The sequence below is a fragment of the Hahella sp. CCB-MM4 genome, from assembly GCF_002260525.1.
Lineage (GTDB): Bacteria > Pseudomonadota > Gammaproteobacteria > Pseudomonadales > Oleiphilaceae > Hahella.
The window spans coordinates 33,719-59,905 of sequence record NZ_MRYI01000007.1 but is presented as its reverse complement, the minus strand read 5'-3'; the positions used below and the strand labels follow the sequence as shown (position 1 = coordinate 59,905).

33 protein-coding genes are annotated in these 26,187 nt (G+C 47.2%); 12 read left to right on the top strand and 21 right to left on the bottom strand.

Annotation, left to right across the window (positions count from 1 at the left end; translation table 11 throughout):
• Nucleotides 1–60: 60 nt before the first annotated feature.
• From sctN to sctU, 8 genes are all read left to right on the top strand, one after another.
• Nucleotides 61–1,380, top strand: coding sequence for a type III secretion system ATPase SctN (gene sctN, locus BTA51_RS14170; protein ID WP_094708274.1), 1,320 nt, complete (start codon nt 61–63; stop codon nt 1,378–1,380).
• A gap of 3 nt (nt 1,381–1,383) precedes the next feature.
• Nucleotides 1,384–1,857: a type III secretion protein gene (locus BTA51_RS14165; RefSeq protein ID WP_094708272.1), complete on the top strand. Its 474-nt coding sequence runs from the start codon at nt 1,384–1,386 to the stop codon at nt 1,855–1,857.
• 96 nt (nt 1,858–1,953) lie between these two features.
• Nucleotides 1,954–4,659: a hypothetical protein gene (locus tag BTA51_RS14160; RefSeq protein WP_094708270.1), complete on the top strand. Its 2,706-nt coding sequence runs from the start codon at nt 1,954–1,956 to the stop codon at nt 4,657–4,659.
• 41 nt (nt 4,660–4,700) lie between these two features.
• Nucleotides 4,701–5,699 (top strand): type III secretion system cytoplasmic ring protein SctQ, encoded by a 999-nt coding sequence (sctQ, locus tag BTA51_RS14155; protein ID WP_094708268.1) that lies wholly within the window; start codon nt 4,701–4,703, stop codon nt 5,697–5,699.
• Nucleotides 5,692–6,339: a type III secretion system export apparatus subunit SctR gene (sctR, locus tag BTA51_RS14150; RefSeq protein ID WP_094708266.1), complete on the top strand. Its 648-nt coding sequence runs from the start codon at nt 5,692–5,694 to the stop codon at nt 6,337–6,339. Before sctQ ends, sctR begins: the two co-directional genes overlap by 8 nt.
• Nucleotides 6,336–6,608: a type III secretion system export apparatus subunit SctS gene (gene sctS, locus BTA51_RS14145; protein WP_094708264.1), complete on the top strand. Its 273-nt coding sequence runs from the start codon at nt 6,336–6,338 to the stop codon at nt 6,606–6,608. The genes sctR and sctS overlap by 4 nt, the downstream gene beginning before the upstream one ends.
• An 11-nt stretch (nt 6,609–6,619) precedes the next feature.
• The gene (gene sctT, locus BTA51_RS14140; RefSeq protein WP_246841041.1) at nt 6,620–7,399 is read left to right on the top strand and encodes a type III secretion system export apparatus subunit SctT; all 780 of its coding nucleotides are present in this window, start codon (nt 6,620–6,622) and stop codon (nt 7,397–7,399) included.
• A complete protein-coding gene (gene sctU, locus BTA51_RS14135) occupies nt 7,396–8,445 on the top strand; it encodes a type III secretion system export apparatus subunit SctU (RefSeq protein WP_094708260.1) in 1,050 nt (349 codons plus the stop codon). The genes sctT and sctU overlap by 4 nt, the downstream gene beginning before the upstream one ends.
• A 49-nt stretch (nt 8,446–8,494) precedes the next feature.
• Here sctU and BTA51_RS14130 read toward each other — a convergent pair whose 3' ends face one another.
• From BTA51_RS14130 to BTA51_RS14115, 4 genes are all read right to left on the bottom strand, one after another.
• The gene (locus BTA51_RS14130) at nt 8,495–8,743 is read right to left on the bottom strand and encodes a hypothetical protein (protein ID WP_094708258.1); all 249 of its coding nucleotides are present in this window, start codon (nt 8,741–8,743) and stop codon (nt 8,495–8,497) included.
• A 53-nt stretch (nt 8,744–8,796) separates the two neighbouring features.
• On the bottom strand, nt 8,797–9,333 hold the full coding sequence (locus BTA51_RS14125) for a hypothetical protein (protein WP_094708256.1): 537 nt from the start codon (nt 9,331–9,333) through the stop codon (nt 8,797–8,799).
• A gap of 362 nt (nt 9,334–9,695) precedes the next feature.
• Entirely contained in the window at nt 9,696–10,217 is a 522-nt protein-coding gene (locus BTA51_RS14120; RefSeq protein WP_094708254.1) for a hypothetical protein, read from the bottom strand.
• A 68-nt stretch (nt 10,218–10,285) separates the two neighbouring features.
• Nucleotides 10,286–10,840: a TetR/AcrR family transcriptional regulator gene (locus BTA51_RS14115; protein ID WP_094708252.1), complete on the bottom strand. Its 555-nt coding sequence runs from the start codon at nt 10,838–10,840 to the stop codon at nt 10,286–10,288.
• A gap of 124 nt (nt 10,841–10,964) precedes the next feature.
• Here BTA51_RS14115 and BTA51_RS14110 point away from each other — a divergent pair, with 124 nt between their 5' ends.
• From BTA51_RS14110 to BTA51_RS14095, 4 genes are all read left to right on the top strand, one after another.
• Complete coding sequence (locus BTA51_RS14110; RefSeq protein WP_168188174.1) at nt 10,965–12,146, top strand: Rieske 2Fe-2S domain-containing protein; 1,182 nt, start codon at nt 10,965–10,967, stop codon at nt 12,144–12,146.
• 47 nt (nt 12,147–12,193) lie between these two features.
• A complete protein-coding gene (locus BTA51_RS14105; protein ID WP_094708248.1) occupies nt 12,194–12,754 on the top strand; it encodes a hypothetical protein in 561 nt (186 codons plus the stop codon).
• Nucleotides 12,755–12,765: 11 nt separating this feature from the next.
• Complete coding sequence (locus tag BTA51_RS14100; protein WP_094708246.1) at nt 12,766–13,668, top strand: sterol desaturase family protein; 903 nt, start codon at nt 12,766–12,768, stop codon at nt 13,666–13,668.
• Between the two features lie 187 nt (nt 13,669–13,855).
• Nucleotides 13,856–14,746 (top strand): hypothetical protein, encoded by an 891-nt coding sequence (locus BTA51_RS14095; RefSeq protein ID WP_094708244.1) that lies wholly within the window; start codon nt 13,856–13,858, stop codon nt 14,744–14,746.
• Nucleotides 14,747–15,183: 437 nt separating this feature from the next.
• On the opposite strand, the gene BTA51_RS14080 is transcribed toward BTA51_RS14095, so the two are convergent.
• The 17 genes from BTA51_RS14080 to BTA51_RS13995 all read right to left on the bottom strand — a co-directional run bounded on the left by BTA51_RS14080 (nt 15,184) and on the right by BTA51_RS13995 (nt 26,108).
• Nucleotides 15,184–15,471 carry a hypothetical protein gene (locus tag BTA51_RS14080; protein WP_094708238.1) on the bottom strand — a complete coding sequence of 96 codons (288 nt, stop codon included), beginning with the start codon at nt 15,469–15,471 and terminating at the stop codon, nt 15,184–15,186.
• A gap of 67 nt (nt 15,472–15,538) precedes the next feature.
• Complete coding sequence (locus BTA51_RS14075; RefSeq protein WP_094708236.1) at nt 15,539–15,988, bottom strand: DUF695 domain-containing protein; 450 nt, start codon at nt 15,986–15,988, stop codon at nt 15,539–15,541.
• 287 nt (nt 15,989–16,275) lie between these two features.
• Complete coding sequence (locus BTA51_RS14070) at nt 16,276–16,494, bottom strand: hypothetical protein (protein ID WP_094708234.1); 219 nt, start codon at nt 16,492–16,494, stop codon at nt 16,276–16,278.
• Nucleotides 16,495–16,962: 468 nt separating this feature from the next.
• Nucleotides 16,963–17,262, bottom strand: coding sequence for a hypothetical protein (locus tag BTA51_RS14065; protein ID WP_094708232.1), 300 nt, complete (start codon nt 17,260–17,262; stop codon nt 16,963–16,965).
• Nucleotides 17,263–17,650: 388 nt separating this feature from the next.
• Nucleotides 17,651–18,091, bottom strand: a complete 441-nt coding sequence (locus BTA51_RS14060; RefSeq protein WP_094708230.1) for an HNH endonuclease — start codon at nt 18,089–18,091, stop codon at nt 17,651–17,653.
• 454 nt (nt 18,092–18,545) lie between these two features.
• Nucleotides 18,546–18,767 carry a hypothetical protein gene (locus BTA51_RS14055; protein WP_141215600.1) on the bottom strand — a complete coding sequence of 74 codons (222 nt, stop codon included), beginning with the start codon at nt 18,765–18,767 and terminating at the stop codon, nt 18,546–18,548.
• 6 nt (nt 18,768–18,773) lie between these two features.
• The gene (locus BTA51_RS14050; RefSeq protein WP_094708226.1) at nt 18,774–19,481 is read right to left on the bottom strand and encodes a hypothetical protein; all 708 of its coding nucleotides are present in this window, start codon (nt 19,479–19,481) and stop codon (nt 18,774–18,776) included.
• A gap of 48 nt (nt 19,482–19,529) precedes the next feature.
• Nucleotides 19,530–19,925 (bottom strand): hypothetical protein, encoded by a 396-nt coding sequence (locus BTA51_RS14045; RefSeq protein ID WP_094708225.1) that lies wholly within the window; start codon nt 19,923–19,925, stop codon nt 19,530–19,532.
• Between the two features lie 65 nt (nt 19,926–19,990).
• Complete coding sequence (locus BTA51_RS14040) at nt 19,991–20,434, bottom strand: hypothetical protein (RefSeq protein WP_168188173.1); 444 nt, start codon at nt 20,432–20,434, stop codon at nt 19,991–19,993.
• Nucleotides 20,435–20,996: 562 nt separating this feature from the next.
• The gene (locus tag BTA51_RS14030) at nt 20,997–21,629 is read right to left on the bottom strand and encodes a hypothetical protein (protein WP_141215599.1); all 633 of its coding nucleotides are present in this window, start codon (nt 21,627–21,629) and stop codon (nt 20,997–20,999) included.
• A 283-nt stretch (nt 21,630–21,912) separates the two neighbouring features.
• Entirely contained in the window at nt 21,913–22,596 is a 684-nt protein-coding gene (locus BTA51_RS14025) for a hypothetical protein (protein WP_094708217.1), read from the bottom strand.
• Between the two features lie 289 nt (nt 22,597–22,885).
• Nucleotides 22,886–23,512 carry an HrpE/YscL family type III secretion apparatus protein gene (locus tag BTA51_RS14020; protein WP_094708215.1) on the bottom strand — a complete coding sequence of 209 codons (627 nt, stop codon included), beginning with the start codon at nt 23,510–23,512 and terminating at the stop codon, nt 22,886–22,888.
• Nucleotides 23,491–24,174 (bottom strand): SctK family type III secretion system sorting platform protein, encoded by a 684-nt coding sequence (locus tag BTA51_RS14015; protein ID WP_094708213.1) that lies wholly within the window; start codon nt 24,172–24,174, stop codon nt 23,491–23,493. Before BTA51_RS14015 ends, BTA51_RS14020 begins: the two co-directional genes overlap by 22 nt.
• Entirely contained in the window at nt 24,171–24,977 is an 807-nt protein-coding gene (sctJ, locus tag BTA51_RS14010) for a type III secretion system inner membrane ring lipoprotein SctJ (RefSeq protein ID WP_246841040.1), read from the bottom strand. The genes BTA51_RS14015 and sctJ overlap by 4 nt, the downstream gene beginning before the upstream one ends.
• Nucleotides 24,978–24,991: 14 nt before the next feature.
• Nucleotides 24,992–25,411: a hypothetical protein gene (locus BTA51_RS14005; protein ID WP_094708211.1), complete on the bottom strand. Its 420-nt coding sequence runs from the start codon at nt 25,409–25,411 to the stop codon at nt 24,992–24,994.
• A 3-nt stretch (nt 25,412–25,414) separates the two neighbouring features.
• Nucleotides 25,415–25,795, bottom strand: coding sequence for a hypothetical protein (locus tag BTA51_RS14000; protein ID WP_094708209.1), 381 nt, complete (start codon nt 25,793–25,795; stop codon nt 25,415–25,417).
• A gap of 109 nt (nt 25,796–25,904) precedes the next feature.
• Nucleotides 25,905–26,108 carry a hypothetical protein gene (locus tag BTA51_RS13995; protein ID WP_094708208.1) on the bottom strand — a complete coding sequence of 68 codons (204 nt, stop codon included), beginning with the start codon at nt 26,106–26,108 and terminating at the stop codon, nt 25,905–25,907.
• Nucleotides 26,109–26,187 lie beyond the last annotated feature (79 nt).

Below are 26,187 nucleotides of genomic sequence, written 5' to 3'. Positions count from 1 at the left end.
TATGAGGAAAGTTCTGCAAAAGATCATTTCGCCATCAGCAAGATTCGAAAGGAGTCAAATGTGAGCCAGTTGAGCCATGTGTTATCAGATCTGCACTCAGCGATCACCGCGGTACAGCCGGTACGACTGCGCGGCCGGGTAACCAATGTCGTCGGCACCATCATTCGCGCCATCGTGCCTGGCGCCCAGATCGGTGAGCTTTGCTTTCTGGAATCCGCGGGAGCTCCCCGTCTTCTTGCGGAAGTGGTCGGTTTTCAAGAGAAAGAGGCACTGCTGACGCCAATGGGAGATATGCTGGGTGTATCCACCTCGACCGAAGTGGTCACCACCGGACAGTCCCATCAAATCGCTGTCGGCCCCCACCTGTTGGGCCGGGTGCTCGACGGCATGGGTAACCCGCTCGACGGTAAAAGCACCGATTTCCCCTCGGATCTCAAGCATTATCCGGTATACAACGACGCACCTTCTCCCATGTCCCGGAGAATGATCAGTGAACCTCTCAGTCTTGGGGTCCGGGCTCTCGATGGCTTGCTCACTTGTGGCGAGGGGCAGCGTATGGGGGTATTCGCCGCAGCCGGTGGAGGTAAGAGTACCCTATTGTCCATGTTGGTCATGGGGGCTGACGTCGATGTCATTGTGATAGCCCTGATCGGTGAACGTGGCCGGGAGGTGCGGGAATTTATCGAACATAACCTGGGGCCTGAGGGGCTCGCCCGCTCAGTCCTGGTGGTCTCCACCTCGGACCGTCCCTCGATGGAAAGAGCCAAAGCCGCCTATGTGGCAACCACCATCGCCGAATATTTTCGCGACCAGGGTCAAAAGGTCCTGCTGCTGATGGACTCTGTTACCCGCTTTGCCCGTGCCCAGCGGGAAATCGGACTGGCCGCCGGTGAGCCGCCTACCCGGCGGGGCTTTCCTCCATCGGTATTTGCCACGCTGCCGAAGCTGTTGGAACGGGTGGGATTCAATGACAAAGGTTCGATTACCGCTTTGTATACGGTTCTGGTGGAAGGCGATGACATGTCTGAACCTATCGCTGACGAAGTCCGATCCATTCTTGATGGTCATATCGTGCTGTCGCGAAAACTGGCTTCAGCCAATCACTATCCCGCTATTGATGTCCTGGCCAGTACCAGCCGTGTCATGAACTCAATCACCAGTTCGAATCACCGCAATGCTGCCGGAAAAATTCGTGAACTGATGGCGAAATATGAGGAAGTCGAGCTACTGGTAAAAATCGGTGAATACCAGCGCGGCAGCGATCCCTTGGCGGATGAGGCTATAGCGAAAGTCGATTCTATTCGTAGATTCCTGCGTCAGGCGACAGATGAGAAATGTGAATTCGAAGCGACTTTGAATGCATTGGAACAGACGGTGTAAATCATGCTGTCTGCCCTTTCCGATATTAAAAAGCTACGTGAAAAGAACGCCCAGGCGGAAGTATTCAAAAAGCGTCGGTCAGTCATGCAGAGACAGGAGGATCTGGCACAGGCAAAACAGGAACTGCAGCGGTTCGAAAACTGGAGAATTCAGGAAGAACATCGATTGTATGACGAAATCATGGGATCAGAGGTCGGTTTAAAGGAGATAGACAACGTGAAACACCAAATTGGCCTGTTACGGCTGAAAGAAGTTTCGCTGGCAGAGAAATTCGAGCAGTCCAAACAGGAACTGAAACAGGCTGAAGCCGCTCTTGTGCAGGCAGATCTTGCATTGGCAGAGGCAGGCAAAGCCGTCGAAAAATGCCAGATGCTCATCGACAGAATTAACGCGGATGCCTCCGTTGAAGCCCAGCGAAATGAAGACCTCGAGCTGGAGGAAGCCAGCGAATCAAGATTTATGATTTCCAAAAACTAGAGAAACAGTCAGGCCACTATGAGAATTTCCAATCGCACTACATCAGATTCGTCAGACCGGGAAGATACCCCGGATTCCGTATCAAAGACTTCCTCTATGCAATTCAGTAGATTGATGGAGACAAAAGGGGCCAATCCGGATAGGCACAAGGAATCAGAAGAATTCAGGAAAGAGGAACCCGTGCCGGAGAAAGATCGGGAGACACTGATCAAAATCGTCAGGAACATGCTCAACAAGAGCAATGCCTCACTTCAAAAAGGTGGCATCCGTGAACAGTCCACCACCCTTCTGGCGGATGGAAAAATGTCACTGCCATCCCTGACCCAGACATTTACTCAGAAATCCACCACCTTCGGGGATCTATCGGAAAAACCAGCCCTTAAAACTCTGCAGGCCCCTTTATCGGGTCAACAAGAATCCAATAAATCGGCCACTCAAAGCTCAGCGGTCCAGAAACCGGCTGCTCAGAACGCTGCCTTTCAAAAGAAGAACACTCAAAATGCAGAGCCCCAGTCAGCTACCCGTGAGTTTTTACCTGAAACAAAGGTACGGCAAAACCTCTCTGGCAACATGACCTCATCAATAGATAACCGACACTTGGAACAGACCATTCCCAATCAGGATTTTGTTCGGGATAAACGGGCGGAAGATGCAACGAAGAAGACCCCGCCCCCCATTTCGAAGGAAGTCCCCCAACCGGCTCTACCAGAAACTACTGCTAAGACTCTGGAATCAGGAAAAGGGTCGGCACCTGAATCATCACAGAAACAAGCGGAACTCACTCCAGGCAAGCCGCTCACAAGTAATGGTAAGGGAAATGGTTCGCCCTCCGGCGTCCACCAGGAGGAAGCAAAAAGCCATCGCTCAAATCCGGAGAAGGATCTGCCCCAGCATGACGATATTCAAAAGTCGACAGGAGGTAATTATCCTGCCTCTGAAACGAGCCAGCCCAAGTCAGGCGAATCCCCGGGGGACCAGACCCCGGGCAAATCCAAACCGGAGACACAGCAATCCACACCCGAGGCCAGCCAGGCATCCGCTGACTCCCTCCTGAGAAGCTCAGATGACGTTCATCCTTCACCTGACAAAACCGACGATCGACAACCCTTGTCCGATCACAAGGAAAACGCCCCTAAACCGGACAATGCGCTGCAGAAACCTGCTCAGGCACAAACCAAGCCCCAGGAAACAGAGGCTGATCCACAGTTGAATCAAAGTCGGCACGATGTGGATCAGAAGCAGCAGAACGTGAATCAAAACCAGCAGACAACAAGTCCCTCATCGCATGAAACATCGGATTTGATGCCTGACTCTCAACCTAAAAAGCAGGAAGCTACCCCGGAAACAACCCAGTCAACGACAAGCAAGTTAAGTCCTTCGACTGAAGATTTACCGGCAAAAGCCGAGGCCACGCAAACTCCTGCAAAGACAAGCGGTCCACAAGCCGAAACACCTGCTCCTCAGATCAAGGGTGAAAATACCCCAAGACAAAATCCGGAGGCCGAAAATAGGGAAACACCTCGGAATAAGGAATACAGCAAGCCGATGAATGTTTCACCAAACTCTGAGACCACTCGCAGTTACGGGGAATCTGATCGCTCCAAGCCGGATATCGAACAGAAGTTGTCCTCCCCATCCCGGACCACATCCCAGCCTTCATCCGAGCCCAGCCCACAACCCGTATCCCAATTCATCGCCACAAAGAAGCCCCCGGGAACAACCGATCATCCAGCTCCAAAGATGTCTATCCATCGGACCCCTGATGACAGTATGAGCGGCACAGATGGCGGCAAGGAATCAATACAATCCAGACCATCTCACGCTATGACTGACAAAAAAGCCGGAAGACAGGATATTTCTCAAGGAGCATTTTCAGGACGCGCTAAAACCTCAGTACCAGACAACGGCAAAGATCCCACACATATGGCTTCTCAGACTCATCAGATCAGTCATGAAGCCAAGACAGCCTTATCCACATCCTCTGTTCATGGTTCGGCTCCAGCCACATTTGCTTCAGCCTCAGACAGAATACCCGGGAAAGGTCAGATGACGCCTTCTAATGCCGCCATACCGGCAAAGGCACCAGGAGAAGTGGCGAACCACAGGAAAAATGCCACTTCGACGAAACCGGAATCTGTCTGGCCTGATTCAACGGCCGGTATCCATCAGAGGCAGATGCCTTCAGACTTACGCAAGGTACAGGATAAAACCTTCGCCTCTTCCAAGCCCTCCACGTCTTCCGGTCATCACGTCAAAGATCATCGCGTCAAAGATCATCACGCCAAAGACAATCACTCGTCCTCACACCCGGAGCATGAGAAACCGTCCCGCTCAGAGACAGAGAAGCGCGAAGGCGCTGTTGAAATGTTCCAGGTACAGCCCCTTCAGAACCAAAGCAGGGATACGGCTGTGGCTAACACCAGCTCCGCAGAAACAAACAAAGTTTCCACACAGGAAAAAGTAGCGGAAATGCAGAAGGTCGTTGACCAGATCGTCAGCCGTGTTCTGGTTACCAAACCCGGAGCTGGCCAGCCGGATGAACTACGGCTTATGTTGAGCAACGGCCCGTTAAAAGGGACAGAAATTTCCATCATGCGTCAGCACGGTGACATCCATTTAAATTTTAATACCCCCGGCCCCGAAACTCAGGCGTTGTTGACGTCACTAAAAGGAGAGATGAGTACATACCTGAGGAGCAAGCTGCCCAATGAACGTTTTGAAGTGCGCATTCAAGAAGGCAAAAAGTCCACACTATCCGGAAAAGGACCTGTACGAAGGGCGAATAAAGGACGAGGAAGCTAAAACCGGGATTGTGGTGAATCCTCCCATAAAAGGACTTCACCATGACTAAGGCCCTGTCATTACCCCAGCTATCGCGGGTTCAGGTTGCGATCTGTAATCTGATCTGCTCCAGAAAACAGGCGATAGCAATTGACTTGCCGGAGCACCAGATTCAGCTCCGGCTTCAGTCTCAAGAGATGATCACACCCTATCTCAGATTGGCTTTCTACGCCGAGGGACGACCAGGATGTGTCTATCTTGAGGAACGGGCTGTTGCTGCACTGCTGGGTGAAGACCAGGACCCATCGGTCTATCCCCCCCCCTTATTAGCAGCCCTTGTTACCTCACAGCTCCACGCTGTTATGCATGGCCTGTCCTCCATGCTGGAGACTGAACTTGAAATGGACGACATTCAGAGAACGGATAAGCTTGAAAGCAACGATCTTTGTATCGGCTTTCACCTAAGCAAAGAAGCAGCCGTCGGCCGGGGTTTCATAAAACTGCCCTCCAATATCACTGAAAAAGTCGCCGGATTAATCGCCGAGCTTCCGGTGTCCCCTTCTACTGTCCCTGTTCAACCTCCCATTGTCATTCAGGTTCTGCTCTCAGAAATGAGACTTTCATGCAAAGACCTCAACTACTTGGAAACTGGTGACGTGCTGATGCTGCCGCCAGACACATCCGCTGATCAGGTAACGCTGCGTATTACCGGGTATGGCGCCTGCCGCGCACGCCTGGATGACCACAAATTAGTATTGGTAACCCCTATGACTTCCCAAATCCAAAACATTTCCGAACATCCCGATGCTCCTTCAGACCTGGGTAATATCGAACTGACCATGGAATTTCATCTCGGCTCACTGAAACTGACTCTGGCGGAGCTGACCGAATTAGCGGAAGGAACCACGCTCGACCTTGACCTCGGTTTGGAAGCGCCTGTTTCGGCGAAAATTAACGGCCAGACTGTTGCCCGCTGTGAACTGGTTGAAATCGACGGCCGCCTGGGAGTTCGTATTGTACGCTTAACCAGCGCGACCAGCGGGGTATCCGGCAATGACTGATATCCAGGCAATTCCACTGATCGGTACATTGGTTCTGCTGTCTTTGATTCCATTCCTGGCCATTATGACCACCTCGTTCATCAAACTCGCGGTGGTATTCAGTCTGCTGCGGAATGCGTTGGGCATTCAGCAGATACCTCCGAATATGGCGCTGTACGGATTGGCCATTGTTCTGTCCATTTACATCATGGCTCCGGTGGGCTACCAGATCGCGGATACCGTCACCGAGAAAGGGGTCGACCTGAATCATGTGGAGTCGCTGAAAGATTTGGCCAGCAGTGCCATTGATCCCATGTCTGAATTCCTGACCAAGCATTCTTCCGAGAAAGAACGGGGATTCTTTCTGGAAAGTGCCGAGACTCTATGGCCCAAGGAATACGCTGGGCGCCTGGATACCGACAGCATGCTGGTGCTGGTGCCCTCCTTTACCATCAGTGAACTGAAGTCCGCCTTCGAAACGGGGTTTCTGCTGTACCTGCCCTTTATTGCCATTGACCTGATCGTCTCCAATATCTTGCTGGCGATGGGCATGATGATGGTTTCCCCCATGACCATATCTCTTCCGTTCAAACTCCTGCTGTTTGTTCTTCTGGACGGTTGGACTCGTCTTACCCACGGCCTGGTGTTGAGTTACCAATGAACGAATCCGAAGTTATTCATTATGCCAGCCAGCTGCTGATGCTGGTGCTGGTGTTATCCATGCCTACGGTCATTGTGGCGGCGGTGGTTGGAACCCTGGTGAGTCTCTTGCAGTCTCTGACCCAGATTCAGGACCAGACATTGTCTTTTGCCATTAAGCTGATTGCGGTGTCATTCACCATCATGCTGACTGCCCGTTGGCTGGGTATCGAGATCTTCCATTTCTCCATGAATATCCTTGACCATATAGAGTTGATCGGCCCGTCATGATGACCCACTTAATGAGCGATTCGCTGACGCTGATGATGTTCACTGTCCCGCGTCTGCTGGCGGCCATGTCGGTCATGCCGTTTCTGAGCAAAAGCTTCTTCGGCGGCACGCTGATCCGTAATGGCGTGGTGTTATGTCTATCGATATTTTTGTTTCCCATCGTGGACGAAGGCTATAAACCGGAAACCATGGCGCCGATCATGTATGCCATTATCATTGTAAAAGAGGTCATCATCGGATTTTGTCTTGGATGGTTGGCAGCCCTTCCCTTTTGGGCGCTTGAAGCAGTGGGGTTCTTTATTGATAACCAGCGGGGTTCCACCATGGCCAGTGCCATGAACCCTCTGACCGGATCCCAGGCTTCACCGGTGGGAATACTGTTCGTTCAGACCTTTACCACTTTATTTTTTCTCGGGGGAAATTTCATCACCCTGTTGGGCGCTATCTACACCAGCTACCATTCCTGGCCGATATTTTCATTCTTTCCAAAATTTGAACTGTCATCTGCCACCTTCTTCTTTGCCCAGCTCGATTACTTTATGGGCATCGTCGTGCTTTTCGCAGCTCCGCTGATTGCCTGTATGTTTCTCGCTGAGTTTGGTCTGGGCCTGGTGAGCCGTTTTGCCCCCCAATTGAATGTTTTCTTCCTATCTATGCCGGTTAAAAGCCTGGTTTGCATGGTCATGCTGACATTCTATATCGGCGTACTGATGCGGATTTTCGACGATCGTTATCTACTTGTTTTTGACCTTTTCAAGCAACTGAATGTGCTATGGATCGGTAACCCATGAGTGACGAAAAAACCGAAAAACCCACCCCGAAGAAACTACGGGATGCCCGCAAAAAAGGTCAGGTAGCCCATAGTAAGGATGTGGTATCCACCGCGACCATTTGTTCCATGTTTCTGTTGTTACTGGCAACGTCTGACATCTACCTTTCCCATTTGAGCGTGCTGATAGAGCTACCCGCCAGATATATCGATAAACCTTTTTTACAAGCGCTTCCCCAGGTACTGGACGATGTCATTTATGAGTTGATCTACCTGACGCTCATGCCCATTGGAACCATCATGGCTTCTGCCATACTGGCAAATTTCCTACAGGTCGGCGCCCTGTTTGCCACGGAGTCGCTGAAGCCCGATCTTAAAAAGCTGAATCCGGTGGAAGGATTCAAAAAGATCTTTGCCGTAAAAAACCTGATCGAGTTTATTAAATCTCTGGTCAAAGTGGTCGTGCTGTCCTATCTGGTGTACATGCTGATCAAGGACAATCTCAACGACTCGGCCAGACTGCACTATTGCGAAGTCGAGTGCATTCCCTACTTTGTCGGCACCCTGTTAAAACAATTAATTATCTATTCTTCCATAACCTTCATTGCCCTGGCTGCCGCCGACTTTTTTATCCAGAAACAGCAATTCATCAAGCAACAGAAAATGAGCAAGGACGAGGTCAAACGGGAACACAAGCAAATGGAAGGCAGTCCTGAGATCAAGGGCAAACGAAAGCAGATCCATCGGGAAATGATGAACACTTCTGTACCGGCCCAGGTCAAGAAATGCTCCGCCATTATCAATAACCCCACCCATCTATCGATTGGTATTTATTACGAAAAAGGGGTTGAGGACATTCCCAGAGTGCTTGTTAAAGGCGCTGATCAGATGGCCAAGATTATCCGCAAGATAGCCGAGGAAGAAGGTATCCCCATGATGGAAAACGTTCCCCTGGCTCGGGGTCTGTGGAAACGAACCCAGGTGAATGAGTATGTCCCGCCGGATCTATTCGAGGCTGTGGCTGCGGTACTTCAATGGGTTGAGAGCCTGGAGAATCAAAGCAGATGATTTACACTCCAGCAGACCACAGTAGTAGCTTAGACCTGAGCTACTACACTTAAATATATCCGTATTTCTCCAACACAATCGCAGCCAATAAACCAGCTCCAAAGAGCAACATCAATATCATTTCCCTCCTGGATTTTTTATTCTGGAACTCAATTTCTTTTAACTGTAAACCTCCAGAAGTTTCTTCTTTTTCCATCGCTGTTGAAGCCTTTTCTATCAGCCACTTGAACTGGGCATTCATTTCCTTCATTTCATCTCTTATTTCAGAAAGAACCTTAAGCGTTTCTTTGTCGACCATACTTCTGTCTCGGATTTGAATTAGAAAAAGATTGGAAAAATTTCGCTTCTGGCCTACTTTTGCTGGATAGACCTGATCTCAGATATGACAGCATGCCCTGCTAAAAACAGCGGTGAAAAAGGGTCTTCGCCTTTCCAGAGAGTCTCTTCCGGCGCGCCGTATTTGTATATTCCTTCGTCAGTCAGGAAGTAGAAATTTACGTGATTGGCCTCAGGTACAGCGTGAGAGCCAGACGGCTGCGCCAGATCGTAGAAATCCTTTGAAAAGACCAGAAACCGGCCTGCGGGTTGCTGAACATTTTCGTGCGTTCCCGCGCCGATAATGCCACCACCATTGCTCAGATACAGGCTGACAGTCCCATCTGCCAGAACCACAAGTGTGTAATACCCGGAATCCGAGAAACCTGTTTCCATAACAGTTCCCCACACCGGCAATGGGTAGTTCTCTCTATCTATTCCAATATCGGCAGCACTGATAGAAAAAACCATTTCCCTGAGCTCTTGCGACGTGGCCATCTGCTCCTCTGCATGGGAGGAAGCAGCTGTGGCCAAGCTCAAAGACAACAGAATTGCTGCTATTGCTTTTTTCATTTTTTATCCCATTGAGGATCCTATATTTCATCAGACAAGGTTGCCTGATCTTTGAATGGTGAATCCCCATCACTACAGTATAGTCATTATTCGATATTCAATAGCATTTCCAGGCATGACCGGCAACTATCTGATCTAGAGACCTATTTAGATAGCCTCATCCTCCATAAGATGATCCGCTTTATCTGCGATAACCTGTTGAACCAGACGAATATGGGAATAATGGCCAGAGTGTGTACTGGGGTGAAGGGCATGAACTACCTATGGATTACAGTTTCAATATTATGAGCGATTGCCTTACTGCCAAGGTTTGCACACAAATCAATCGCTCATAAGACGAGCCTGCTAAACAGGCTCTCGCGTCATTGTAATTCTATCAGATGATATTCACTGTCACATGAACTCACATCCCTTTCACAGGTTTCCAAGACCAGATAAAAACGCTGAGGAAGATAGTCCACCATATCACCCACATACACTTCAGAGTTTTTTGGATAGGGTTCTCCCACCCACCCGCAGGACATGAGAAGATCCATCGTAAAACGACAGCTGATATCGGTATGCCTGGCGCACTCACTCCCGGTTTCGCCGCAGATGTCATCCCAAATACGGATAGAGTCATGACCGTATCGATCGTGACTCAGCCTGAGAGAGGCATAGTATTCAGACCGGTAGGGCTCTGTTGTCCATTCCACATCAAACTCTCCTCCATGAATAGTGGCGTTTACTCCCTTGGCGATGTTCCGATCCGAGAGGTCATACCAATGGCCATAGCTATCTTCCATATTGAACTGGGTTATCCTGATGCGATGATCGGTATCGTCTACGGTGACTTTACAGCCGGCCAGGATGAGGGATAAACAGATAAAAAAAATGTACTTCATCGAAATGATCCTCCATAAAGAGCATCTTACGACGTAAAAATTAATCTAGGCTGAATAGCGGATTCAGGTTATCTGGCGATCCCGTGCATTAAACTATGCAAAGCCTGTTCGATGACCTCTTCTGCTGTCATTTGCCCTTTTGCAATGGATGTCCAACCGATATACAGCATGCTGTCAATCAGTGACACAACCCAGTCCGTAGACAGCTCCGGGTTAACAGTCCCTTCCTTTTTCGCCTGTTCTATCAAGGTGTGAAGCGAACTTAGCTGACTGTTGTAAACCTGCATCGCTTCGTCACTTTGTTCAATGACATCCCAAAGCAAAAGCAAAAAGTGGTAGCGGTTACCCAGGGGCAATAATGCACAAAAGGTTCGCTTAATCGCTTCGACCGCCGTAGCGGCAGAATCATATGAGGGCTTTAGCAGCTCCCCCATCATGCAGAGAGTTTCAACGGCAATTTCGTGAATCAGCTGTTCGCGACTTTCAAAGTGCCGATATAACGTGGCCCGGCCAACTCCCGCATAGGCTGCGATTTCTTTCAGGCTCGCAGAAGGGTTTAGCGACAACAGTTCTATTCCAGCTTCTGTCAATGCATTTCTGGATTTCAGGGCTCGGGCGTCCATTCGATCTACTCTTAATATACTTTCAATCTATTCTAAATATGTTTTCAAAATTTATGAGACAGGATTGTATCATATCAAAACACACTATATGATACACATATGTCTCACAAACCTGGAGAGTGACGTGACGTCTTCAAAGCAATCTCGCACCCAGTCTCTCATATTAGAAGAGTATAAACAGGGCGCATCCCAATCTTTGGATGCGGCCAGATCATTACCGTTCGCCGTGTACCATGACCCGGAGGTCTACCAACGGGAAATGGAAAGCCTGTTCTTAAGTGAATGGATATTTGTCTGTAGTGAGCAGGAAATAGCGGCCATCGGGGACTATCTTGCGATTGAAGTAGCCGGCGAGGCAATTGCTGTTATTCGGGGGCAGGACAGTCAATTACGTGCTCTCTCCAACATCTGCCGACACCGGGGAACGCCTCTGCTGGATCCCGGCTTTGGATCGATCAATAAAAATATTATTTGCCCCTACCATGCCTGGACCTACAACGATCAAGGGCATTTAAAAGCCGCGCCAATGAAAGATGCGAGTTTCGATACCCAAAAGCATTGCCTGCCGTCTTTTCATCTGGAAACCTGGAAAGGTCTGGTATTTATAAACCTGGCCGCCAGACCGGAACCACTCAGCAAGAGGTTATTGGGAATTGATCGTTATCTACAGTTGTTTGATATCGATTCATTTCGCCATTCAAATAACAGTAGCCCAGAAGTCTGGCACGGCAATTGGAAATTGGTCATGGAAAATGCCATGGAGAGCTATCATCTGTTTCAGGTACATAAGCCTACCTTGGAGACAACGACTCCTACACGCGATACATACTATATTGCCGGCAGCTCTGAGTGGACACTCACCGGAGGAAAGATGGTGGACTACCGTAACACACTTGTCAGGATGTTCAGCCGGCAATATCCCGAAGTGTATAACCACTTCATTCTGGTTTCCTTCCCTCCTTCTTTTGTGGGAATCCTCACTTACGACTCCTTTGACTGGATCCAGGTCCTGCCAGTCTCTGCTGTTCAGAGCCAAATTCGTTCCGGCGGAATATCACTAAACCCTGACCAGAATAGCCATGCAAAGGCTTTTACAGATGCCTTTTTCAAGGAAGACAGAGAGATCTGTGAACGGGTACAACGAGGTATGCATTCCCGCCTCACCGCGGGCGGCCAGTTGTTCGAAATAGAGCGTGTGGTCGTGGACTTCCATCAGTTCCTGGCCTCCCGCTTGTTTGGTTCAACCTGTTCAGGATTTTTCGAAAGTGACCGGGCGCAGCAATTTTTGTCTTGCTCTCAGTCGTAATCAATATCATTCAGGACAGGACAGGACAGGACACAGGAACAGTATCAATGAACCTCCCGTACTCTATCGTCACCACATTATTTATCGCTTTCGTTGTATGGTTGGGAGCTTATGTGCAACCGGGCAACGCTGGTGTTCCTGCTGGAACAGAGCCTCGAGCCCCCCAAAATACAGCAGAAAGCACTCTTTATTCAGCCACTGAAATTGAGCAGCGTTTCCAACTGATAAAGTTATCCGGCATAACCGCAGCGCTTCCCTTAAAGGATGTAACAATTCTTTGGGATCGATTCACCCGCCAGGAGAGACTTCATCAGCATCTGAACACTCCCTCCCCGGACGTATATGTGCTTTATCGTCAATTCAGCGAAGATTTCACCCAAGCTCGGATCACTATTGGCTATAAACAAACAGAACTTGAAGACTCCGAAGATAGAACAACCTACATTCCTGCAGGAATCTACCACCCCCTTCCAGCTCCTGATGGGGATATCACCAAGGCCTGGAGCCAGATTGATTTTAATCGCAAGCCTTTAGCCGTCATTGAGCAATTCAGGCTGTCGCCGTCCGGGGAGTTGAATGCCCCTAAACTATTTGTACTTTATAAGTAGAGGTCTTCTTTATGGAGTTTTTAAACTGGGCATTCACCCCTGAGCAGCTGTTTGACATGGAATCCTGGATCGGAGACTGGTTTTTTATCCTGGCGCTGGGTTTGTTCTTTCTTGAGTTGGTTTGCTATTCGGTTAGGAAGCAGATCAGTTGGAACCTTCTGGGTGACTCTGCAACCAATTTTGTGACCCTGGCAGCCTATATCGGTATTACTTCCACCGTCATTGCCGGGTTCTATTTAGGTGTGTTTATGTATGTATATGAGCACTTTTCCCTGACCCATTTACCAATGACCTGTTGGAGCATCCTGGCCTGCCTGCTGCTGGCTGATCTGGCTTACTATTGGGAGCATCGTTTTCTTCACTCCTGTGGTATTGGCTGGGCAACCCATACGGTACATCACAGCTCGCCAAACTTTAATATCTCGGTCGCTTACAGATTCGGTCCGCTGGATGGACTTTTTCCTCTATTCTTTTATTTGCCGTTAGCATTTCTGGGCTTTCACCCATTAATGATTTTCCTGTGTGAGATGCTGGTTCAGATCTATCAGACCCTGCTTCATACAGAAGTCGTTAAGAAACTTCCGAAGCCTATCGAAGCTGTATTGAATACACCTTCTCACCATAGAGTGCATCACGCCACCAACACAGAGTACCTAGACAAGAATTACGCGGGAATTCTGATCATCTGGGACCGTATGTTCGGTACCTTCGCGGAAGAACAGGAAACCGTCAGATATGGGGTGTATCCACGCCTGAACAGCCTTAATCCCGTTAAAGTGTTCTTTCATGGCTTTTTGAAGCTAGCCAGGCAAATCTATAGTGCTCCGAACTGGTCATACCGATGGCGGTTACTGGCAAACTCGCCAAAGTGGGCATGGGACCAGGAACAAAAGCTGCAGGCAGCTGATTCTTAGAATTTAGCCCTTCTAATGACAATGCTGATCGCAGCCATCAGGTAAATATCAAATACCAGGTTGATAGCAGATGGACAGTGCAAAAAGAACCTGACTCTGCTTTAATGCCGTGCTTTTCTCGACCTCAGCATGTTCTGAACCATGGATAAATTCAGACTGTGGTCCCAATGTGTATGGAGTATTAACGTTGATCAACTTGGGTATCTTCTTAAGCGTCGTCATATTTTGTTTCGCTGGCCTGCTAAAATTTCATCAAGCTGAACAAATACTCATACCCCTTAGCAGCCCAACAGGATCAAGCACGGAAATCAAAGCTCCCCCCAGCCAGGATGAACATTCAACTGAGGATGCTGAGTCTGATATAAGACAGGACTCACCGGCCACGATTCGTCTGGAAGGAAATACTCTATTCTATTACGGTGAGATTTCCGAGGTAAGCTGGGCTAACTTTCAGTCCTTTGTCGCAGATATCGATACCACAAAAGTTTCCCGACTACTGATCAACTCCGGCGGCGGAGATACGCGTTACGGCCGCCTGCTCGGCCGTTGGGTCAAGGAAAATATCGACATCATTGAGGTTCAGGGTGGATGCTTTTCTTCCTGCGCCAATTACATTTTCCCGGCCGCCAGAGAAAAGCGTATCCAAGAAGGCGCATTTGTCGGGTGGCACGGATCTGAAGCCCAGTTTGAAGTACTGGCGTTGAGTCAACCGAATCAAACCGGCGAGGACATTTTTGGGGCCGAGATCAAAGACGCTTTAATCAGCGCCTTCCCGGAGCTGGATGGAACCCCAGAACTGAAAGCTGAAATATCCCGTCAATTCGAACAATCCATGCAATCGCTCCAGGATGAACGACAGTTTTTCAACGAACTTGGCCTTGATGGCAAGTTTACCGTTTATGGGTTAATGCCTGAGTATCTTGCAGCCTATGAGGCCAGTGACAAGCGTGGATGGAGCTTTACACTGGCTGACATGGAAAAACTCGGCCTCGGCAAAGTGAAGTATCTGTCTGACCAGCGTTATGAGGATTCTGATAGCTTTAAGAAGTATCTGTATCTGATTACCTTGCATCCCTAAACTTGAGGCAGAAAACCTGCCAACCAGACAATAGAGAACAAAATAAATACCAATTTTCCCAAGTGATAAAGCTGCATTCCAACAACTAGGACGCTATTCCCCATGTCGGCTGGATCATAGTACACCGTAACTTCTGGTGCGTTGGCAAAAAGATTATCCAAGGCTTTATCGCTGTATAAAACACTCATCCCCTGAGGAAAGCCAAATCCCAGAGTCGAAGACGTATACTCTCTGTTGTTAAGCGTATAATTTATACTTCAAAAATTTGACATAACGACGACTATCTTCGGAGTCCTGTTCGCATTGAAAATCCCACTGGAGTAGCTGCCCCTGTACTTTTTTCCAGGATTTCGCACGAATACTCTTATATAGGTACCATATTTCATTGGCGAACAGAATCATCAATCCGAACAGCAGCAAATAGATAAAGAAACCACTCACAACGCATCCTCCCACAGGTACTCAGTGCATCCGTATAGAACTCCGCCAATTTCAGAATGTTCTTTGTAGTATCCTATGATGTTGCCGCGCCAACCTTTAATAGGCTGAGGAAGAATACAAACGCCAGCGATGATAAAGCAAAAGATAGCCGGTATAACTTTCCACGCTTCCTGACCCTGTGCCCATAGAAGCATCACTAAACCAAATAAAATAGAAAAAATTGCCAGTATCCATCTGGATACTGGATTTAGGTCTGTCCCGTTTTCCTTTTCTTGACCAACCATTCACGTGTTGCCATAACGCCCGGCACACCGAAAAGCTGAGGTGCAGTGGGAATAGTTTCCAGTGAAGTCACTTGTTAATAGCATTTGAGAAGTCATTTAATATCCTCTTAAAATCTCCCCAATCAGAATCCTGATAGAAATTTATTTCAATTGGATAGCGCGGATGACCACTTAGTGTTTTGTTAAAAACCTCCAGGAACTGCTCTCGATCATTGATATAGTAAACCAGCTCTTTTAGGTTGTTGCCTGTTCGGCTATACACATGACGAAGAACTCCATCGCTCTCAATATGATCTTCAATAGCGTCTTCTAGCGTGATCATTCTTTGATTTTCGTCACTCTGAGGCATCCCGTTATTTGTTGAACCATCGTACTTCCAAGAAATCACCGTTAACCAAGTTAAATTTGATCTAACGGCTTCTTCAGGAACTTCGTTAACAAATCTGTATATTACGGGCGCACCGTCTTCGTATGCGCGTCCAATTACTCCCTTCCCTTCTTCAGCATCTGACGTCATCGAGAATAGTGTTCCTAATAGCCCAACGATTATTCTGTTCATAATACATAACGAGATTGTAGAAAAGCCCCAAGATATCCACAGCTTTCGAATTTGATCGAAAAACAATTCTGAAAAAGTACGCATCTATATGACTTCTTCACTAATTGAGCTCTTTGATGTTCTCCAAAAATTTATCAAAGCAATATCCAAAATTTGGACTTATTTTCCTACAACCTCAACGCTTAGAGAAACGAATACTCAGGCATAGAGAGTAGTTTTCTGATGAATTAGACAATGTTCAGCACTCATTTATCATCTTTAGAATCCGTCTGGTTTGGATTATTAAATCCACCATGATGTTCATCTTCCCATGCGGCGATGAGCCCATTAACGAGAAACACCAGAATAATGCTCCCCAGCGTCAACCCAAAGCTAAACTGAGTAAAATACGACACTCCAAATGCGATAAGGACACCTGCAACAAGCATGAGAAGTAGCATCTTAATATCGATGAATTTTTTCATTTATACATAATGCTGCCTGCAGCATCCGAGCATTTCGAGATGCAGCCCCGAAGGAGCAATAATTTTGGTCAATAGTTAGAGCCCAAACTTCACCACCAAGATTGACTGTACCTCCCAAAGGAAATGTTGCCGAGAACCTTTTTAGGATGGCTTTTGCCCCATCTTCATTTTTCCGGTAACACGCCCATTATGGCCCTGGCCCCCGTGCACAGTAACTTTAATAGTTGCGAGCCAGGCTGCTGACTATAAAGTTCGCTCTCCACATCAGAGACTACGAATTTTTTGGTAATCTTTACCACGATCTGTCTCCAGATAGAAAAATATTAATGCAACGACTCTTAGAACAACATCTGAGCGATAAATTTATAGCTCCTCGAATGGTACATTACACACTTAGGCGTATTTCGGGTAGAACAACGAGATACAAAATGGACGAATAAATATCCTTTGCAGCCCCTTATTACCTGATTATTTGCCAAGTAAGCTTATCCACTCTTCCGGATTAGCCAGAATAAATTGATACTCAGTTCCGTCAATCAGGGTAATTTTTATCGCTTCGGATGTTATGGGAAGAATACCTCCACCCTTACCCCAGCATTTCTCTACCTTTGATACTGTTTTGCGTTCCAGCTCATAAGGGCCAAGACCAAATTCCTTGTTGTATGGTTCAAAGTGAATATGGCTTTCAGTTACGCAGAGCTTTCCATCTGCCCTGGCAACACCATTTTGAATAGTAGCAGTAGATTCTTTTAGACGATTACTCTCCATATCTTGCACTCCTTTAATGAAACCTGTATCGCACTAACGCTGGTTTGTATGATGATTTGCATCACCTGCCGATGTTATGCTCTTTCCTTACTATGCGGTCATAGGGGATAAGATCAGGGTTACTGGATTCTAGCTTCTTGTATTCTTCCTCGAGCCACGCCTGAAAGTTTTCCAGGCATACAAGAGATGATCTTCGTTATCACTTACGTCTGCTATTGTCTCGCTTTCTAGAAATTTTTCGTTGTACTTTATTGCATCGTTCACAGCAGACCGAGTAAAGACAAGTGTGGTTTAGATATATTCAGCATTTATGCACTTTCCTTTTTAACTAATAGAGCGAGGCGGCTTTGGCTCTCCAAGCACTCATGCAACGATGGGGTTCTCTTGGCTACTTAACAAACATAGGCCCCAACCCCGCTCCACCTCCTTGAGGTCTTTCATCATCTCTATCTTTTTTATACATAGAACGGGTATATATTTTGTCTCTATTTCTAGAACTGGCGTTACAACGCTGACAGGAAATGACTAAATTCCACGGAGTTCCATCAGAATTCTCAGCGCGTTCCGCATCCCTAAAAAGTCTTTTTAGCTCTTTGTCACTAGACCTTCCTAACGCCTGACCTGCCACATGATCACCTTCTAAGGCAGCAGGAACATACCAATACTTGCAGTAAAAACATTGGTATTCATCTTGGATGAATCCATCTTTAGGTACATATCTAAAATTTCTATTCGCTCGGGCATTGTTAATAACACGCCCCCTATGTGAGTCATTATTCCAATCGTTCAGAGCATATGTGTTTCCATACATATCCGTGTAACTAGGCATATCAATTCCTTATCCTGCAATTTATTAAGCTCTTTCTCCTGAATACGGATAGGAGTTATTTCACTCATAATTTACAACTGAAAGCCGAAAAATTTTGCATATCAAAGATGCGTATTTTTCAAGCTCAGAACTCCGAAGATATACCATCTAGCTCATTGATTCCAGTGTCAAAACCCCAGAAATCCAGGCGACCTTGTTCACGAAAAATCGAGCCACTGATTCGGCAAAGCACGCAAGCTTCCTAACATAAATGCCCCCCCCACAGACCACATCACAAGAGTGAGTAAACGGAAAATTTCTTTCGAAGTATTTCCTCAGAAAAATTCATCTTCTGTACCGGGCTAATAAGGTCTATAGACACATCATCCTTACGACGTTGGTACCTCCATAACTCCAATGACACGTTTAATTTACATAAACAATGAGTGAAACACGAAGAGCGTTTATCAGTGAATCATTGATTCTTAAACTCAATATTCGCCCAATACTGCAAAGCAAACTCACGGTCCACCGATTCAGGTTCTGCCAGCAAAGTCACCACAGAGCCCCTTGGTACGATGCCCAGGCTGGTTCTGGCTCTGTAGTATTTCTTTGGTATTTGGGGGGGAAGTCCGTCGCGGCCTACCATATTACCGAGCACTCGGTATTCGGTTCCCGGCTGCATGCTTGCAGTCATACTTTGTTATGAGTGCTTGATTGTTGGTACATTTTTCAAGAAGGTTACGATTTCATTAGCGACATTTCCCAGAGCTTTTGCAACTGCTTCAAGCTCTGCTTTCTTGATTGTTTCACTAAAGTTCGTGTCGTTAGTCGATTTTCTAGCAGTAAAATCCTCTGTGCTGACAACAGATTTCACTACTATTCCCGAACGAATATCCAACAAAACCGCTTCCACCGAGCAATACGATTTGCTCTCATTGGGATCAATGAACCTATACTTTTGGTATGACTGACAGGAACTTCTATAAGCCATAAGAAGATCCGCCTGAAAACGTGCGGCTGCCTCCCTTAAAACGGGGACTGTTCTTTTTTCTGAGACCAACATTGCTGGTAAAAATGAAGCATCATATACCCTGCTTGAGGCTCTGAGCTTTGTAATAAGCGACTCGATTAGTGAATCATTCAGTTGGGTAAAATCATTTGAATAAAACCTCCAATAGTTATCACTACTGAGCTTCAAAATCGCTATTCGGTTTTTCTCGGGCAACTCAACCTGATAATTTAATAATTCGACAATCTTCTTATCATCACCAAAGATAGCGCCCTCCACCAATCCGTCTTGTAAACTCGAAGGGGCATCTTGATAGTAACTCTCAGGTCGATCTACAGATCCAACAGTGGTGCAGGCTTGAAGAAGCACGCAGGCAACTACTACACAGATTTTTTTCATGTTTTTCCTTACTTATCTGGAATTACTTTGATTTGTCAGGTATGAAGACTAACGACATTTTCTTGGCATCTCGGTAACACTCCTTGTGTACGTAAAATCCCCATAGATTCCTTTGAGTGTTAGCTCGCTATTATTAAGATCTATGTCATCAACTCCCCAGTCGAAGCCCTGAGAGTCAACAGGGTTACCACTAGCATCTTCGATCGTTAGCGGCTCCCATATGATCGAGGTATTTCCTTCAAGATTTCCGTTGGCTTTTATAACGCTGTGGTTTAGAGCAATACGGCATTGGAATGCTTCGCCAGTTGTGGAAATTTCAACATAAACTGCTGTACCTGACGAGTGCTGCCACAGACCATACAGATCGCTTGGTTTTTCAGATTCTTCGACTACCCTCTTCAATTCTGGAAAGAACTCAATTGCATTAGCTCTCCAAGTGCTCATGCACCTACCCTAAACAACGCCAAGCTATACGGTGCGCATCAGCACACCCTAGCCGGACTGTTTTGTTAAATGACTTTTTCAATTGTTTCGCCATTGCTGTTTATATACTGGATACCATTATAGGTTTTTGTGGTACCCGACCACTTTGCAGTTGCCACTACAGGTAGTAGTAGATTATTGCCAGTAAGAAATGATTCTAACCTCTCAAGATCTTCAAGTTCCGGTTCGTCAGCACCGTACCAAAAAGAATACCATTCATCGTCTGCAATGATATTGAATGCTTCAAATCCGTCGTAGACGCCATACAAAACTTTGCCATTGGCAAATTTAAACTCGGACAGTTCGAGCTCAGCGATGTGTTCAGAGAACTCAGGGTGACTATCTGGGACGACGTGCTCAAATGCACTAAAACATCCTTCTTCGTCCTCGTAAAAGCACCAGCGATGAGCTTTTAGGTCTTCGACAGTAATATCTTCTATTGCCTTAGGTTTGCACATTCTCTTTACCATTTAACGTCTTCTAACAGAGGCAGCGATGGAGTGGCTTCCAGCTCCCTTCCATAGATATATTTTTAATTCAGCCGTGGCTGATACTTCTTGAATTTCTTTAATCGCCACTTCATAACTCTTGGAAAGTTGACTGTGCACCATAAATAAAAACTGAAAAGCACCAACAATTGATATATGTGAAAGGCCGCTGAAACGTATCTACCCATCGTATGCACCACAATAGCCGCTGTAAATATCGCAGCAAAAGCATGCCTTTTCCTGCAGAAATAAAAGAACTGATTTTCCCTGTTTGTCATTACAACCACAGATACCGGCATCACGATTAAAAAGAAACTCAGTATGACCGTGATGAAAATCACCCCATCAATTGTTTCGCTCATAGTTTATACATAACAAGGCAGCAGAAAAGCTTCGAGAATTCCATGGCAGTCAAATTTAATTAATATACTCGCTAAAAATATTAGCCTAGACGTGAATTTCCCATATAGCATGGTCAAAATTTAGGCTGTAGATTTCCTATAACCTAAAGAGGCCGGATATCCATCCTCGGGTAATATCGCCTCTATTTGTTAGAAAGTTTACGCTCGTATTCCGATAGTTGTATAACGCCTTTTGCTTTTGGAGCTTTTTGATACTTTCGGTATGCCTGCAGAAACTGACTCCTAGGTATATAAATTGGCTTGGATGCCACCGGAAACCCTAGTAAAAATACGGGTGACACCAAACTACACTCGATACTGCTAAAATCGGTATCTAAAAGATCAATATCGCCTATTCTATTAACCTCTGAATCTGCTTTTAGAGACCTGAACAGATAAACGTAAAATTCTCTAAAGTCCGGCTTTGCCTCGAAGGCGTATGGAGCTTCTTTTAAACCAACTAACGGATCAGTGTAATAAACTCGACCAAATTCTATGTCACTCAATTCAACCAATTCTCTTTTCAAGCGGCACAGAAAATTGAACGGCTTATCATTTTTATAAAGGTAAGGAAAAGCTTCACTTTGAATATGAAGCTTTAAAGTAGGTGCAGCTACATCAGTGAGCCCTTGCCCGTCATAGTCTACTTGAAAATAGTTAATACTCTCGTAATCGATCACATCGACGCTTAATACATTCAATTTCATCTTTGACGGGTACGTAGTACACCCGACCAGAGATAAAAGTACTATCAATGTGATGAGAATTTTATTCATAATAAGCTCTAACATTTATAAATCACGGTTGAGCGGCTTTCAGCTTCAAAGCTTCGAAAATATATCCTCCAGCCCACCGATTCCAGTCCAAAAGTTCCAGATATCCATGTAACCTCATTCACTAAAGAACGAGTTCCTTAATCCGGCGTAGCGTATGCATGCTAGTTTCCTGATATGTCTGCAATTCATGTAGACGACTTCACGGAGGGAGCGAGTATATGACAATTTCTTTCTTGGAGCCTATTTACAGAGTAATTCTTCAGGGAAACGGTATCCGGAGGCATCAATGATTCTTAAACTCAATATTCGCCCAATACTGCAAAGCAAACTCACGGTCCACCGATTCAGGTTCTGCCAGCAAAGTCACCACAGAGCCCCTTGGCACGATGCCCAGGCTGGTTCTGGCTCTGTAGTATTCTTTGGTATTTGGGGGAAGTCCGTCGCGGGCAACCATATTACCGAGTACTCGGTATTCGGTTCCCGGCTGCATGGACGTTGGATCGATGCTTAGTGGCTGTCCGGTGCCTAGCTCAGCGATACTGGATTTGGTCCAGCCGCCATCGTAGTTACCAATCCATATCCAGCCTTTCAGTGTGCTTGCCTCATTGCCGGGAACCTGTGTATTGAGCTGGGCAATATTGGCGGTTGCATCTGATACGGATTGGGAGGCTGTAAAGGCTTCCGCCTGAGCGTTGGAAATGGCGGCGGCGGATTTATTGCCCCCATCGGTTTCCAGAGCTTCAATTCTGACTGACAGGTCATTTAGCTTCGCTTCGATTTCTGTCAGCGCACTTAAGGTGGCTTTATTGCTCTTTTCCGAAAACTTGAGTCCGTCAGTGGAAACTTCGGTAATCATTCCGAATTCCAGGCCAAGCGCGAATTTAGCGATGATAAGGGCAACGACGATTGAGAATACCAATACCGGATATTTCGCTAATTCGATAATCCCTGAGCGATCGTCAGCCATAGCAGTCACCTGTTCCATTGACGTGTCTAATAGCCTCACAACGTGGACAGCTTACTTCCCAAATAGGCCGCTTTGTATGAGCAATGTGTATTTCATCAAAGGAGTTCTTACGAAGGCATCGTTTTACAAGGAGAGAAACACCTCCATGTTTACCGCTAATGCCAGAAGACTCTTGTCGACATCAGGTAAAAACTTCCTATGTAAAACTTATAGTTCCTGTACATCCATGCTGCAAATCTCAGGCGAGGCTTGATTGATCTATTTTTTGATTGAATAGCAGCTAGAAAAATCATGACGTCTGTCCTTGCAAAATTTGATGATTCATCGCCTGGGTCAATGCTTCAACCTGATCTTCCACGTTGGCTCGAATTACGCCGAAGTTGCTTTCTATCTGACAGTCACCGTCCCCCAGATTGGGATCGGCAATTACTTCAAACTTTTCCAATCCCGGATAAAACTCAAGGGCTTCCTTGATCTTGGTTCTGACTGGAGCCGCCACATCTGTCGCGATCTTGACCGTCACCTGGGCTCCCTCACTGATATGGTAGAGTGCTTTGCGCACCACCTGATAGGCCAGTTCCTCCTTATCAAACTCATTCAGGATCTTGCGTACCGAGTCAATGACCAGATTGGTCAGGGTCTGCTCGACATCCTGATAGGAACGGATAATCTGCGCCGTATTGGCAAGCATTAATTCCACCCGTTTATTATGAGCTTCACGCAGACCTTCCTGATAGCCACGAGCCTTTTCCTCGGCATACACTTCCCTTGCCTGTTGCACGATCATATCCGCGGAATGACGGGCGTCCTGAATAATCTGTTCCTTCTCCTGCAGCACACGATAGTCATCACTCTTTAGGACTTTCTCGCTATCAAGATCCAGCCCGGTATCGGTCAGTCGAATAACAGTGAACATGATGAATCAACCTCCCGGTATAGTTTTAGAATGAGACGACGCGTTTCCTGCACGGATTCCGGCGGCACTTCTTTCTGGAATGCCTGCTCACAAAAGGTTCCCAATGGCTGTGGAAATTTTAATACCAGACGGCGGTATACCGATGGAGGCACATCTGACAGCGCACAAGCCAGCATATTCAAACCTGCAGAACAGATGCCCTGCTCCACGGCTTTCTTGCTGCTCCAGTCAGACACTGGCTGATCGATACAATACTCTGGTGGCTTCTTAGCCAGAAACGGCGCTTTTGTCACCGCGAACCGATGCAAATCAGGTGAAAGCCCCACGTCTTCCGCCCGCCTTGGAACCATTGCTGAATACACCAGGGCTCCAGCCAGACACACCAGTCTTTGCAACGACTCGCTAATGAGCAGACAAAACCTCTGATGAGCATGCTCGAATGTGCAATCCATCATTGGGGACAGACCATAAATCTGCAGAATGTAATCGGATACATGCTTGCGACTTACCTTCTTATCCCGCAGTGATTCGATAATTCCCCTATGTGGATCATCCTGAAGCCAGCTGATATCGAGGTAGTCACTTGGATATCGATAAAAGTCATGTGCCTGCTTCAGTATCAGCCGGCGATATTGGCTGCTGAGAAGCGCTTCCCCGTTCATACTGAAACTTGCTGTACTGCTTGTTGTGCTGCTTGTTGTACTTTAGATCCCCGAACCTGCAGCACCTTGGTAGACCCGAGATTTAACGTAATCCAACCGGCTCGCCAGGCGTAGTAACCGCCACCGGCCAGCAACAGAAACAACAGTGCGACTAAACTAATCCACAAATAGATCATGTAACCGCCCTGGGCCTCATCCGGCGAAGTAATCCTCTTCAGGCTTGAGGGAAATAAAGCGACAGAGACCTGGTCGTAATCCAAGCCGAGAATACTGTTGGAAACCAGCGCTTTTATCTTTGGAGTCAACGTTTCTATTGGGGCATCTTCCACATACTTAATGAATACTGACGCAGTGCTGGGTTTAGGGTTCTTGTCGAACTTGTCACCCTCCTGCATCACCACATGCACCCGTGCCACGAGAACTCCGTCAATACTCGACAATGTGTGCGACAATTCCTGGGATATCGCGTAGATGAATCGTGCCTTTTCCTCAGTGGGTGATGAAATAAGGCCATCTTTCGCAAAAATTTCACCCATCGTGGCGAAATGCTGCTTAGGATACCCTTGTCTCTGCAGCACGCTGATCGCGCGGGCCACCTGCTGTTCGGGCAACTTCAGGCGTACATTCTGATCCTTACCTGCCCCAAGCACCTCCATCTCCACGTTAAACCCCGTTGAGCGGAGAATTGCATACATCTCATTGCCTTCCTGCTGGCTCAATCCACTGTACAGTTCAGTTTTGCAACCACCTAACAGCAGTAACAGCAAACACAGCCCGAACCGCCAAATATGTCGCTTTTTCATGGCACACCTTTAGTTTATTGAGCTCTTAACAGGCTTTCCGCATTCTTGTTTACCTTGCTGGTCACCGCGAGCGCCATCTGCTGCTGAATTGAAATCTGGCTGACTTCAAAGAACAGCTTATTGGCTTCTGCCGGAGACGTAACAGGCTGATTCATGCGTTGTTCCAGTGCGCGAATACGATCCTGGTAGCCCTGCCCCATTTGCTGAAGTTTATTCAGGATGGTGTCTCCCAGACTGATAAAGGGCTTATCAATATTCTGGGTGGCGTAGGTTTGATGCACCACCTGGACATTATTAGCGGCATGTGGACGACCAGCCTCCATCACTTCGGTGAAGCGAGCGATTTCATGAGCATCCGCACCCTGCTGAACCGGTTGCGAAAAGTCCTTCCGTAGCGCCTGATCAGGTGCTACAGCGACAACTGCTGCTTCCATGGGTTAGCCCTCCGCCGCCAGCAGAATTTCTTCCGCCAGAGATCCCTTGAATTGCGGGTGACTAGTCAGCTTCGGAATCAGTTCCTCGGCATCCTTGTCCCTGCCAGACCGCTTCATGGCGTACACCAGTAGGGCCAGTGCATCCATATTGTCGTAGTCCAGCGAAGCCAGATTATCCGACAACAACCTGATCCCACTTTCAAAATCGCCCGCTGCAATTTTGGTAGCAGCCATGCCGAGACCCGCTGCTGTATGACTGTTGACGTCATCGGCAATCGCGGCAACCCCGCTGAAAATAAGCTCCGCGTCTTGCAACCAGCCCTGCTCACAGGCCAGAACGCCGATTTCCGACACTCGCTTGATAATGTGTTCAGGATATAACATAGCCAATCCTCTTGATTTACCGGATAGCCCGCCGCGCTCTCTGAAACAGGAGGAGCGACGGGAATAACCAGGCCCGGGAATGATCCTGGGCCTAACCACCGACAGGACGTTATGCGGCCTGACCGATCTTCTTGATCGCATCCATGATCAGCTTGTGAATCATGGACAGGATTTCCCTCTCCATCGCATTCTTCTCAGCCTGCGCGTAGAGATCCTTCAGCATTGCATTCATTGCCTCAGGCGAATCAGGCACTTCAAAGTTCTTCGCGTCCTCAAGGCTCATGTTGGTAAAATTGGTGTTTACTTCTGCCATAGTGTGTTCCTCACTAAAAATGTTTGTGTATCGAATTGAGTGATCCCCCGCTTCCAGGCGGGAAACCCTTCAACGGACA